Below are 12,149 nucleotides of genomic sequence, written 5' to 3' on the forward strand. Positions count from 1 at the left end.
CACATGCTTCTAGGGCATGTTTTGAGCGAGAGACTGCGAGATTCGGAAGAGACAGTGCGCGTTTCGTTGGCTATCTCTTCCCTCAGCAGAATCTAGTGTCGCCCCCTCAGCCAGTCTGGGCTGGAGAGGGGAGACAAGCACGGCCTCACAGTCCGGCTTGCCCTACCCGGCCTTGCTGACGACGAGCGAGGCAAGCCCCGCCCCTACGGAAGTCTGCGCTGCGCACCGCTCGTCCGGTTTTCATCCCCCCGGCCCATTTCTGATTGGGAAAGGGCCGGGGAACAGGGTCGCTTTTGCCTAACAACTTCAAACTAACGACTAACGACTACCCGCCGCTAATCGCCTTCGTCGTCGCCGTTCTGCTCGGGATGCCGTCCCGCCAGCCGCGATACCTTCCGTCCGCCGCCCAGCCCGACGCTGCGCTGGTACGCGGCCCAAATCGCCCGCGCCACCACCGTGCGCAGGTTGCCTTTTTCCAGGTGATAGATCGCCTCTGCCGACGTGCCGCCGGGGCTGGTAACCTGATTGCGCAGCACTGCCGGGTGCTCGCCCGACGCCGCCGCATATTCGACCGAGCCGCGCATCGTCTGGATCACGAGCTGCTCCGCGACGTGCCGCGAAAAGCCCATGTGCACGCCCGCATCGATCATCGCTTCCATGAACATGAACACGTACGCCGGGCCGGTGCCGCTGAGCGCCGTCGCCATGTTCAAATAATCTTCGTCGCGCACGTAAATTTCCTGGCCCAGCGCTTGCAGCAGCGCCTGCGCCAGCTGCCGCTGATCTTCCGGCACTTCCGGCGTCGCCGCCCACACGCTGATCCCCTGCCCGATGCGTGCCGGGGTGTTGGGCATGGCCCGCACGACGTAGGGGTTCGCCAACCCGTCCGCGATGGCCCGGATCGGCACGCCCGCGACGATGCTCAGCACCAGCGAGCAGTTGCGCGCGCCGGAGCGGATCTCCGGCAGCACGTCTTCGAGCACCTGCGGCTTGACCGCCAGCACCAGCAGATCGGCTTCCGTGGTGGCTTCCACGTTATCCGTCGTGAAGCGCACGCCGTAGCGTTCGGCCAGTTCTTCTCCGCGCTCCGTGCGCGGCTCGGACGCGATGATCTGCTTGGGATCGACCATGTTCCGCTTGATCAGGCCGTGGATCATCGCCTCGCCCATGTTGCCGCCGCCGATAAACGCCAGGGTGAGATCCTCAAACATGTGACGCTCCTTGTGCGCTCGTGTTGTTGGACGTTCGCGCCGGATGGCGCATCAGGCAAGCGCCAACCAACCGCCGATTGCGCTGCGTGTGGCCGCGCGGTAAGACAGAAGGATACAGTAGGGAGATAGTATGACACACCACGAGAGAATTTCAATCCCGGTCTTGCTTCGCTGTTGGGGTCCGGTGCTGGCGATGATGGCGCTGTTGTTCGTCAGCTCTGCCCAGCCCAAGATCGAGCACCCCGGCGCGGAGTCGGTCTACTTCTCCGGCGCGATGCCGATCTTCCCCGGCGGCTGGGACTTCATCATCAAAAAGAGCGGCCATATGCTCGCCTATGGGCTGCTGGCCGCTCTGTTATTCCGTGCGTTTGCCGCTACCTATACGCCTTCCACCGCCGGATTTGCCGCCCTCGCCGCGGCGATGAGCTTCGCCGTCAGCGACGAACTGCACCAGACCTTCGTGCGCGGGCGTCACGCCTCGGTGACGGATCTCGGCTTCGACTTCGTGGGCGCGGCGCTGGCGGTGGTGGTCCTGTGGACCGCCTCGCGCTGGCGGACGCGCGTGCTGCTCGCTCAGCGCAGGTAATACGCCATGTGCTGCAAGTGCACCACCGGATCGATGTGCTGAACGTGCACGGTCGGCGGCACGACCAGCGTGATCGGCGCGTAATTCAGGATCGCGCGCACCCCGGCCTCGACGAGTTGATCCGCGACGGCCTGCGCCGCCTCGGCGGGCACGGCGATCATCGCCACCTGAATGCTCTGCCGCTGGATCTCGTCTTTCATGCGATCGATCGGCAGCACTTCCAGGTCGTTGATCTTCTCGTTGATCTTGTCGGCGTCGTTATCGAACAGGCACGTCACCAGGAACCCGCGCGGCTGGAATCCGCGATAGTTGGCGACGGCGCGCCCCAGGTCACCGATGCCGACCACCGCCATCGGCCAGTGACGATCGACCTGGAGGATCTGGCGGATCTGATCGTAGAGGAACCGGACGTTGTACCCGGTCCCCTGCTTGCCGAACTCACCGAAATGCGACAGGTCCTTGCGGATCTGCGCGGAGCTGATCCCCAGCCGCTCGCCCAGTTCGTGCGACGACGTGTAATCTTTTTCGTCTAGGATCATGTGGTTGAGCGCTCGCAAGTAGATCGGCAAGCGGCCAATGACAATGTCTGGAATGGTGGGAGTATTCGCCATCAGGATCCGCAAACGGGCTGCCTCTCCGGTGATCCAGAGGGCTCCCGTTTCCTCCTTTCGCACATGCAGCGCCCAAAAACAATGATGTTCTAAGTGTGAATACTAGAGCAATCCTAGCACAGATGTAGCATGAAAACAATTCGCACGGCAGAACAGACTGTGACAAAACCCGTCCATTTCGCCCCCCATGTCCCCGCCCCGCCATCGCCGCCGGATTCCGCCGTATCCTTGCTTTCAGGAATGTCGCCTAAATCCACCCTATCGATAAGTTCCAACAAAGGCAAGGCACGTCTAAGCACACGTGTAATATCCATTTACCAGCATCCAGAGCAATTGGGGCCAAAAAGTTTTATACTTCTGGTGGAAAGTAAGGGTTACGTCGAGGAGCTGATGCCCGCACTCACTGCGTACGCCGTCGGTCGGGTCGCTCGACCGGGCAGAAACCGTCATGTCGCAGCACGCTGAATACTCCCGCCGCCGCTTCCTGGGGCTGGCCGGGATCACGTCGATGGCCGCCGGGCTGACCTGCGCGACCGGCGCGGCGGGCTACCTGCTGATCACCGCCGTCCGGCGCAGCCACGGCGCAGCCGGACCCACCGCGACCCCGCGTCCGCTGGCGCTCAAGCAGATCGACCGCCCCACGATCATCTCCCGCGCCGGTTGGGGCGCGCGCGAGCCGGATCACGAAGCCGAGAATGAATCCGGCTTTTACAGCCTGCTCAACGAAGAAGGCTGGCGCGAATATGAGGGCGATCTGCGGGACACCTACACGACCGTGGTCGTGCACCACTCCGTGATCGTGGAGTCGGATGACGAGGCCACCATGCGCGAGATCCAGGATCTGCACATGGACGATCGCGGCTGGGCCGATATCGCCTACCATTTCGGCGTCGGCACGACCGGGGTCGTGTTCGAAGGCCGCGCGATGGATGTACGCGGCACGCACGTCGAGGGCGCCAACACGGGCAGCATCGGCGTGGTGTTTTTCGGCAACTTCGAGGAAACCGTGCCCACCGCCGAACAGATCGTATCGGGCCAGCGCCTGATCGATTGGCTCGCCCTGCGCCTGGAACTGACGCACCTGGCCGGGCACAAAGAATTCAACGACTTCACCGACTGTCCGGGCCGTAACCTGAGCTATTACCTGGAAGCGCTGGCCGAATCTGCCGGGCTGGAACTGGGAACGAGCGGCTACGGGCAGCCGAAGACCTAATTCTGGCGTTTACGACCGGCATTCAGGGTAATGATCGCACTTGCACGGTAAGAGTTGGGCTGTTACCATCATACTGCGCTCATCGGGATGCTCCGAAAAAGCGCGTGGAGCGGCGGTGACAGGCTGGGTGAGCCAGCGTGCACCCAGAATCGATACGGCAAACCAGCATGTCCGATACCACTACCCCACACATGTTTCAGGACCCAAGTATGCAGGCGGCCAATACCAGCGTGCTCGAAGGATTGGGCCTGCTTGCGAGTTATTTCGGTTTCAGCAAAGTTGTCGGCCAGTTATTTGGTGCGCTGCTGCTCAGTCCTCGTCCGCTCAATCTCGACGAAATGATGGAGCATCTGGGCATCTCGAAGGCCAGCGTCAGCATGAACCTGCGCTCGCTGGAACACATGGGCATCGTGCACGAAGTCTGGATCAAAGACGACCGGCGCAAGTATTACCGGCCTGAGAGCGACTTCTGGCGCATCATGACCAACGTGCTCAGCAGCCGCGAGCTGCGCGACGTCAACCAGGCGCTGCGCGTCCTGCGCGATAACGCCGAATCCATCCAGAACGCCATGCCCAAAATGGACTCGGACGAACGCAAGTTGGCCGATTTCTACATTAACCGGCTCGATCAGCTTCAGGACTTTTTCGGGCTGGCGAAGCTGGTACTCACCTCGATCATCGAGCAGGCACAGAACCAGCCGGACGTAAACGATTTTAAGCGGCTGGACTTCGAGTAGGAGCGCGATCGAACGCCCCGACTATCTGAAATTAATAGTTATTTCAAATTGACGGAGGCGTTCAATCTTCGTATAATTCTTTTAGAAAGTTCTAAAAGACACAAACAATCCGCTCCACATCCCCCAGGCTGCGGGCGGCGTTGAGTAACAAAACGGGAGACTGCATGGCACTCGAAGATCTTATCAAGGCGGTAGATGAGCAGCTGCTCTCCGTGACCCAAAGCTCCGTCCCCGTCCTGCAAGACGCCAGCCACCACATCCTCGCCGCCGGGGGCAAACGGCTGCGCCCGCGTCTGGTTCTGCTGGCGAACGCCGCCGTCAACGGCCCAACGCCCGCCGACGCGGTCCCGCTGGCGGTTGGCATCGAGCTGATCCACACCGCGACCCTGGTGCACGACGACATCAACGATCACGGCACGATGCGCCGTGGCCGCGAGACGGTCAACGCGCGGTGGGGCGGCACGGTCGCCCTGCTGACCGGCGACTTCATGTTCACCAAGGTCTACCAACTGATGGCGACCTACCCCGGCGAGATCAACGCGATCCTGGCCGACGCAACCGCGACCCTGGTCGAAGGCGAGACGCTGCAAATTCTGGCCTCCAAGCAGGGCACGCTCGACCGCGACACGTACATGGAGATCATCGCCAAAAAGACGGCCTCGCTGTTCGTGGCGGCGGTCGAACTGGGCGCGACCATCGCGCACGCCCCCGCCGGTTGGGTGACGGGGCTCAAAGACTACGCGTTCAACCTGGGGCTGGCGTTCCAGATCGAAGACGACATCCTCGACCTGAGCGGGGACGCGGAAACGCTCGGCAAAAACGCGGGGATCGACGTGGCGCAGGGGCGCGGCCTTGCGGTCGCCATGCAGGGCGGTCGTCCGTCCGGCAATGGCGTCACGATCGAGCTTGCCAACGACAGCCTGCCCGCCGTGGAAGGCTTTGGCGATTCGCTGCTCGAAGCGGTCACCAAGGGCCGCGAGAAGGCACGTGAATACGCCGATCTCGCCGTGCAGAGCCTGGACGTGCTGCCCGCCTCCCCCGCCCGTGACGCGCTGCGCGCGCTGGCGTATCAGGCCGTCAACCGCGACCACTGATGCTGCCCTCCGCGTTTCATCACGCGCCGGAAGGCTACCGCTGCCCGTTCTGCCAGCTGGCGCAGGGCCAGCCCGACGACAAGGTATGGAGCACACCCGATCACGTCGTCTACCGTGACGATCTCGTCTACGCGATGATCGCCTCGCACCAGTCGCCGGTCAATGCCGGGAATACGCTGGTCATCCCCACCACGCACTACGAGAACCTGTACGAGCTGCCCGCCGAGGTCGGTTTGCGGATTCACCTCGTGGCGCAGGCGGTCGCGCTGGCGATGAAGGCCGCGTGGTCCTGCGACGGCGTCTCGACGCGCCAACACAACGAGCCTGCTGGAAACCAGGATGTCTGGCACTACCACCTGCACGTCACCCCGCGCTACTCCGGCGACAACTTCTACGCCACCTACCTGCAGCGGCGTTTCCTCATGCCCACCGAGCAGCGCGCGGAGCTTGCCGCGCAGCTGCGGGAAAAGCTGCCGGAACGGGTAAACGGCGCGTAATCCGTCTCCCCCTACTCTCTGCCACTTAATTTCCTATAGTTCCCCCGACTTTCCCGCATGTAATTTCATGCTATGCTGTGATCACGCGGCACGGGGAAGTGAGGTCCAATGAACGAGGAACAGTACGCGATTCTAATGCAGGGCGTGGATGTTTGGAATGAGTGGCGCGCAGTGAACATAGATCAAGGCTTTGAGATTGATTTAAGCGGCGCACAGCTTAGCAGTTTGAATCTCAGTTCCGTTAATCTCAGTACGGCAAATCTGGAGGATGCCGTGTTCCGCCTGACGAACATGCAGATGGCCGATTTAAGTTGGAGTTTTTTGGACAGGGTGGTATTCGATCGTGTAAACCTAAATGGTGCACAATTTTATGAATCCAACGTGCCTGGGACACATTTTACTGATACTGATCTTAGCCTTGCAGACTTTGGAGAAAGCGATCTGTACGAAGCCGCATTTGTCAGGTGTACCATGGTAGGCACCAGCGTAAAAAATACTAGTTGGTTTCACACGATTCTGAATGACATCGACCTATCGGAAACTATTGGATTAACCGAAATTGTTCACTTCGGACCAAGCTATATCGACATCAACACTCTTTACCGTTCTCAAGGCAAAATCCCAGACGTTTTTCTGCGCGGCTGCGGCGTCCCCGAAAACTTGATCACCTACTTGCCTTCCCTTCTCGGAAAAGGCCTTGAGTTTTATTCGTGCTTCATCAGCTACAGCCACGCCGACAAAGCATTTGCGCGCCGGATACACGACACATTACAGGGGCGCGGTATACGCTGCTGGCTAGATGAGCACCAAATGAACCCCGGTGATGATATTTACGAGGAAATTGATCGTGGTATCCGTCTATGGGACAAAGTCATTCTCTGCGCGTCGGAACATTCCCTCACAAGCTGGTGGGTTGATAACGAACTCGACACACTTTTTGAAAAAGAACGCGAGCTAACCAGACAGCGCGGCCAGAAGGTTAAAGCATTGATCCCACTCGATCTCGATGGCTACCTGTTCAGTGACGAGTTCACGAGCGGCAAGAAACGCCAGATTCAATCCCGCATTGCCGCCGATTTCAAAGGCTGGGAGCACGATAACGCCATTTTCGAGCGCGAAATTGAGAATGTCATCAGAGCGCTGCGCACAGATGGCGGCAAAGAGCCACCGCCAACGCCGAAGCTCTAGCCGAATCCTCCGCTCACCAACCGGGACCCCGCCCCGGGTTGACGCCCCTCACGCGGCGCGCTAAACTCCCGCGCCATGAGCTATGATGAAGCAACCATTACCGTAAAAAGTGGCAACGGCGGCAACGGCTTGATCGCGTTCCGCCGCGAGAAATACGTACCTCGGGGCGGTCCCAGCGGCGGCGACGGCGGCAAGGGTGGCGACGTGTACCTCGTCGTCAGGCCGACCCTCAACACGCTGATCGTCTTCAACCAGAAGCATTCGTTTCAGGCGCAGCACGGCGAGCACGGCGGCCAGAGTGACCGTACCGGGCATGGCGGCGACGATCTGTTGATCGACGTCCCGCCGGGAACCATCGTGCGCGATGCCGACACGGGGGCGCTGATCGCGGACCTCGTGGAGCCGGATCAGCGCGTCATGGTCGCCAAGGGCGGGCGCGGCGGGCGCGGCAATGCGCGCTACGCCACCAGCACCAACCAGGCCCCGCGTTACGCCGAAAAAGGCGAGCCGGGCGAGGAGCGCCGCTTGCAGCTCGAACTCAAGCTGCTGGCCGATATCGGGCTAGTGGGCGTGCCCAACGCGGGCAAATCGACCCTGCTGTCCGTCCTCAGCAACGCCAAGCCGAAAATTGCCGATTACCCCTTCACCACCCTGGAGCCGAACCTCGGCGTGGCGATGATCGATCACCGCGATCTGGTCCTGGCCGATATTCCGGGGCTGATCGAAGGCGCGCACGCGGGCGTTGGCCTGGGCCACGACTTCCTGCGCCACATCCAGCGCACGCGCGTCCTGATTCACGTGCTCGACGGCAGCGCGGAGGACCCGCTGGCCGACTTCCACCAGATCAACACCGAGCTGGCGCTGTTTGACGAGCGTCTGGGCGAAAAACCGCAGGTCGTCGCGTTCAACAAAATGGATCTGCCCGACGCGCAGGCCCGCTGGCCGGAGGTTCGCGCCGCGTTGGAAGCCCTCGACTACGAGGTGATCGCTATTTCCGCCGCGACGCACCTCAACACGCGCGACGTGCTCATCCGCGCCATGCAGATTCTGGACGATCTGCCAGAAGAAACGCCCGACGAAGACACCGAAAAGCCCGTGTATCAGTTGGGCGAAGATCCATTTGCGTTTGAAGTCTCGCGCGACCGGCACGGCGAGTTTCACGTAACCGGCAAGCGCATCGAGCGTGCCGTCGCCATGACCTACTGGGATTACGATCAGGCCGTGGCGCGCTTCCAGCGCATCCTCGAATCGATGGGCATCGCCAAGGCCCTGCGGAACGCAGGCGTCCAGAACGGCGACACGGTGCACATCGGTGACATGGAGTTTGAATGGGAAGACTGAGCCTCGCCGCCAGCGCGGTGAGGGGGGCCAATCCAGCGCGCGGGAAACGAATCGGGATCTTCGGCGGGACGTTCGACCCGCCGCACGTCGGCCACCTGATCCTGGCCGAAACGTCAGCCAGCAGCCTCGCGCTGGACTGTGTGTTGTTCACGCCCGCTGCCGATCCGCCCCACAAGTCTGCCTCGGACGTGCGCGCCAGCGCCCCACACCGCGCCGCGATGGTCGAGCGCGCAATCGCGGATAACGACCGCTTCGCCCTGTGCCGCGCGGACCTCGACCGGCCCGGCCCGCACTATACCGTCGATATGCTGCGTCTGGTCCGGGCCGACTATCCCGGCGCGGACCTGTTTTTCCTGATCGGTGGCGATTCCCTGCGCGACCTGCCCACCTGGTCGCGCCCGGCGGAGCTGATCACGCTGGCGACGCTCGGCGTGATGCGCCGCCCCGGCTACACCCCCAACTTCGACGACCTGGAGCGCCACATCCCCGGCATCCGCGAGCGCATCGCCTGGATCGACGCGCCGCTGATCGAGCTGTCCGCCTCACACATCGCGGCGCAGATCGCGGCGGGCGTCAGCGTGCGCTACCAACTGCCGGACGCCGTTTGCGCGTACGTCGAGGAACACCACTTGTATAGGAGGTCCGACGATGGACGTGATGAATCCTAACGTGACACAGGCTCACCCGCGTATGGCGCGGCGCACTGGGCCTTTTGCCCCCCTGATCGCCGCCCTGCTGCTGGCTGCGCTGGTCGCGTCCGGCTGCGGATCGCCCGCCGCCGCCCAGGGACCGGAAGCGACCGAAGAAGCCGGGCCGATCATCGTGGAGCCGATTGGAACCGCCGAAGTCGAGCCGCTGATCACCTCGACCCCGACGCCGACCGCCACGAACACGCCGGAGCCGTCCACCACGCCAACCGTGTCCGCGCCGACCCTCGTGCCGCCGACCCTCGTGCCCAGCCAGTTGACGCCCACGCCTTCCACGCCATATGAGCAGTCCGGTCTCATCAACGCCCAGGAATCGCAGACGCTGCGCGTCGGCACGTATTACAACGCCTACCCCTTCGCGTGGCTGAATGAAACCGGCGAAATCGACGGCTACGAAGCCGACATTATGCGCGCCATTGAGATCGAGCTGGGCATCAGCGTGCAGTGGGTCCAGGTCACGCGCCAGAACGACATCACCATGCTGTTGAACGGCGACGTGGACGTGTTGATCGGCACGCAGGTGCACTCGCGCGACCGCGACAACCTGCTCGACTACACGCACCCGTACTATCTCAACGAGGAGCGCATGGTCGTCCGTGCCGACAGCCCCTATTCCGACCTCGCGTCGATGGCGGGCGTGCCCGTCGCGGTCGAGATCGGCACGCGCAGCGAGCGTGTTCTGCGCCAGTGGATGGAACAGACCGGAATCAGTATGGACATCCGCACCTATATGTCGCAGAACGCCGCGCTGGACGCGCTGGCAACGGGCGAAGTCGAAGGCATGGTTGGCCCGCTGGACAGCCTGCGCCGCGCCGGACGCCAGCAGATGCGTCTGATCGATCAGGTCGTCGCGTACGAGCCGTACGCGATCGCCATGCGCCGCTTCGACGTCAACCTGCGCAACGTGCTCGACCGCTCCTTGCAGCGCCTGAAGGCCAGCGGTCGCCTGGACGAGATCTTCGACCAGTGGTTCCCCAGCGATGACATGAACTTCGACGCGCTGGTGCCGGTCTATGGCAGCCTGTACGAAGACGAGCGCGTCCTGGCCGACTTCAACGCCGACATGCCCTACCCCGCCAGCTCGATCATGGACCGTATCCAGAGCGGCCAGCCGATCCGCGTGGCGGGCATCATGCAGGAGGGCGAAGAAGCGCCCGCCGGGGTTCGCATCACCAACGCGCTCAACAAGGCGATGGTCGAGGAAATGGCGCGGCGCTGGGGCGCGCAGATCGAATACGTGCCCAACTCCGCGCAGAACGCCGTCGATCTGGTCGCCAACGGCGAAGCGGATCTGGCCGTGGGTGTCAGCCCGCGCTGGGACGGCGCGGATCGCGTCGAGTATTCCCTGCCCTACATCCAACACGGCAACCGCCTGATGGTCCCCGCCAACAGCGAGATCGAAGGCTTTTCCGACATGCGCGGCACGGGCTGGTGGATCGGCTTCTTCGCGGATTCGGCAGGCGACGAGGATCGCATCTTGCAGTTGGCCGAGATGTTCAACGTCAAGAACAACGTCTCGACCTTCGCCATCCAGCGCGAAGACGAAGCAGTCTATACGATGGTCGTGGAAGACAACATCAAGGCCATCTTCGGGGACAGCCTGCGCCTGCTGGCGCTGGCCCGCGAAGCCGATCCCGACTCGGTGAAGATCCTCGATACGCCCTACGGCGACGTGCTGCCCATCACCCTGGCTCTGCCCCGCAACGACGCGGACTTCCGCGCCCTGGTCGATTTCACGCTGCAGGACATGGCCCAGGACGGCACGTACCAGCGCCTGTGGTCGGAGACTTTCGCCCTGGGCGATCCGCTGACCATCCTGCCCTGGCCGCAGGTCAACCCGGACTCGCACGTCAGCGACGCCGCGATGGGCTAAGCGCCCGCCCCCAAAAACCACAATTAGCGGGCGATCATCCACGCCCGCTTTTGTTTGGCATATTTCATATGCGCGTATATAATATGCGCACATATGAAATCACAGGAAACTGGCATGCACCCCACTCACTATTGGATTGGCGTCGTCTCTCACAGCCACGTTCAACGGGGCGTCGAAGGCGGCTTTATACAGCTCAATCACGGCAAAGCCGCGCCGCTGCGCCGCATGGCCGTGGGCGACTGGTTCGTCTTCTACTCGCCGCGCACCGACTACCCTGCCGGGGAGCCGCTTCAGGCGTTCACCGCCCTCGGACGGATCACCAGCGACACGATCTATCAGGTCGAGATGGCCCCGGACTTCATCCCCTTCCGCCGCGACGTGACGTTCCTTCCGTCCCAGCCCGCGCCGATCGCGCCCATGCTGGACGCGCTGTCCTTCATCCACGACCGCCAGCACTGGGGTTACGTCTTCCGCACCGGGCATTTCAGCGTGCCCGAAGCGGATTTCCGCCGCATCGCCGCCGCGATGGGAGTGGATATCGATGCCTGACGCGCCCTTCCGCTATTCCTCCGCGGACGACAGTCCCGGCTTTTTGTTGTGGCAGGTCACAAATCACTGGCAGCGGGAGCAGCGCGCTGCCCTGGAGCCGCTCAACCTGACGCACGTGCAATACGTGCTGCTGGCGGTGGGGGTGTGGCTCAGCCGCGGCGGGGACGCGATCACCCAGGCGCAGATCGCCGCCGAAGCGCGCATCGATCCGATGATGGCGTCCCAGGTGCTGCGCACGTTGGAGGACAAGAGGCTGGTTCGCCGCGCGCCGCATCCCACCGACAGCCGCGCGAAGGCGGTCGAGGTGACGGACGGGGGACGCGCGTTGGCCGCGCAGGCGACGCAGGTCGTAGAAGATGTGGACGAGCGGTTTTTCGCCACCGCCGGGCCCGATCTCCCGGCGCTGGTCGCGGTGCTGCGCCGCCTGAGCCGCACGCCGTGAGCCCCTACTCTAAACACGCAGGAGCGTGGTGATGCTCTTTGATTCTTAAATCCGGCAAAACCAGGGCGGGTTAGAAACCCGCCCCTACAAAACCCCGTTG

The 12,149-nt window shown here is 62.6% G+C and carries 13 protein-coding genes; 11 read left to right on the forward strand and 2 right to left on the reverse strand.

Translation table 11 applies throughout. The features are described from left to right. Positions 1-335 precede the first annotated feature (335 nt). Complete coding sequence (gene proC / locus V7116_RS08525; RefSeq protein WP_324391480.1) at positions 336-1,211, reverse strand: pyrroline-5-carboxylate reductase; 876 nt, start codon at positions 1,209-1,211, stop codon at positions 336-338. Between the two features lie 130 nt (positions 1,212-1,341). Between proC and V7116_RS08530 the strand changes: the two genes are divergently transcribed. Next, a complete protein-coding gene (locus V7116_RS08530) occupies positions 1,342-1,797 on the forward strand; it encodes a VanZ family protein (RefSeq protein WP_324391481.1) in 456 nt (151 codons plus the stop codon). On the opposite strand, the gene V7116_RS08535 is transcribed toward V7116_RS08530, so the two are convergent. Next, positions 1,785-2,408: a redox-sensing transcriptional repressor Rex gene (locus V7116_RS08535; protein WP_324391482.1), complete on the reverse strand. Its 624-nt coding sequence runs from the start codon at positions 2,406-2,408 to the stop codon at positions 1,785-1,787. The two genes, V7116_RS08530 and V7116_RS08535, sit on opposite strands and share 13 nt — an antisense overlap. A gap of 448 nt (positions 2,409-2,856) precedes the next feature. On the opposite strand from V7116_RS08535, the gene V7116_RS08540 reads away from it, so the two are divergent. The 10 genes from V7116_RS08540 (at position 2,857) to V7116_RS08585 (ending at position 12,049) form a co-directional block, all read left to right on the forward strand. Beyond that, the gene (locus V7116_RS08540) at positions 2,857-3,621 is read left to right on the forward strand and encodes an N-acetylmuramoyl-L-alanine amidase (protein WP_324391483.1); all 765 of its coding nucleotides are present in this window, start codon (positions 2,857-2,859) and stop codon (positions 3,619-3,621) included. A gap of 209 nt (positions 3,622-3,830) precedes the next feature. After that, positions 3,831-4,358, forward strand: a complete 528-nt coding sequence (locus tag V7116_RS08545) for a GbsR/MarR family transcriptional regulator (protein ID WP_324391484.1) — start codon at positions 3,831-3,833, stop codon at positions 4,356-4,358. Positions 4,359-4,522: 164 nt separating this feature from the next. Next, positions 4,523-5,452: a polyprenyl synthetase family protein gene (locus V7116_RS08550; RefSeq protein WP_324391485.1), complete on the forward strand. Its 930-nt coding sequence runs from the start codon at positions 4,523-4,525 to the stop codon at positions 5,450-5,452. Then, on the forward strand, positions 5,452-5,949 hold the full coding sequence (locus V7116_RS08555; RefSeq protein ID WP_324391486.1) for an HIT family protein: 498 nt from the start codon (positions 5,452-5,454) through the stop codon (positions 5,947-5,949). The genes V7116_RS08550 and V7116_RS08555 overlap by 1 nt, the downstream gene beginning before the upstream one ends. A 108-nt stretch (positions 5,950-6,057) precedes the next feature. Next, positions 6,058-7,137 carry a toll/interleukin-1 receptor domain-containing protein gene (locus V7116_RS08560; RefSeq protein WP_324391487.1) on the forward strand — a complete coding sequence of 360 codons (1,080 nt, stop codon included), beginning with the start codon at positions 6,058-6,060 and terminating at the stop codon, positions 7,135-7,137. Between the two features lie 75 nt (positions 7,138-7,212). Further along, positions 7,213-8,478 carry a GTPase ObgE gene (gene obgE, locus V7116_RS08565; protein ID WP_324391488.1) on the forward strand — a complete coding sequence of 422 codons (1,266 nt, stop codon included), beginning with the start codon at positions 7,213-7,215 and terminating at the stop codon, positions 8,476-8,478. After that, positions 8,466-9,146 carry a nicotinate-nucleotide adenylyltransferase gene (gene nadD / locus V7116_RS08570; protein ID WP_324391489.1) on the forward strand — a complete coding sequence of 227 codons (681 nt, stop codon included), beginning with the start codon at positions 8,466-8,468 and terminating at the stop codon, positions 9,144-9,146. Before obgE ends, nadD begins: the two co-directional genes overlap by 13 nt. Then, the gene (locus tag V7116_RS08575) at positions 9,127-11,058 is read left to right on the forward strand and encodes a substrate-binding periplasmic protein (protein ID WP_324391490.1); all 1,932 of its coding nucleotides are present in this window, start codon (positions 9,127-9,129) and stop codon (positions 11,056-11,058) included. Before nadD ends, V7116_RS08575 begins: the two co-directional genes overlap by 20 nt. 114 nt (positions 11,059-11,172) lie before the next feature. Beyond that, a complete protein-coding gene (locus tag V7116_RS08580; RefSeq protein WP_324391491.1) occupies positions 11,173-11,607 on the forward strand; it encodes an EVE domain-containing protein in 435 nt (144 codons plus the stop codon). Continuing rightward, complete coding sequence (locus V7116_RS08585; RefSeq protein ID WP_324391492.1) at positions 11,600-12,049, forward strand: MarR family winged helix-turn-helix transcriptional regulator; 450 nt, start codon at positions 11,600-11,602, stop codon at positions 12,047-12,049. Before V7116_RS08580 ends, V7116_RS08585 begins: the two co-directional genes overlap by 8 nt. Positions 12,050-12,149: the final 100 nt, after the last annotated feature.

The organism is Aggregatilinea sp. (assembly GCF_036822615.1).
Taxonomy (GTDB): domain Bacteria; phylum Chloroflexota; class Anaerolineae; order Aggregatilineales; family Aggregatilineaceae; genus Aggregatilinea.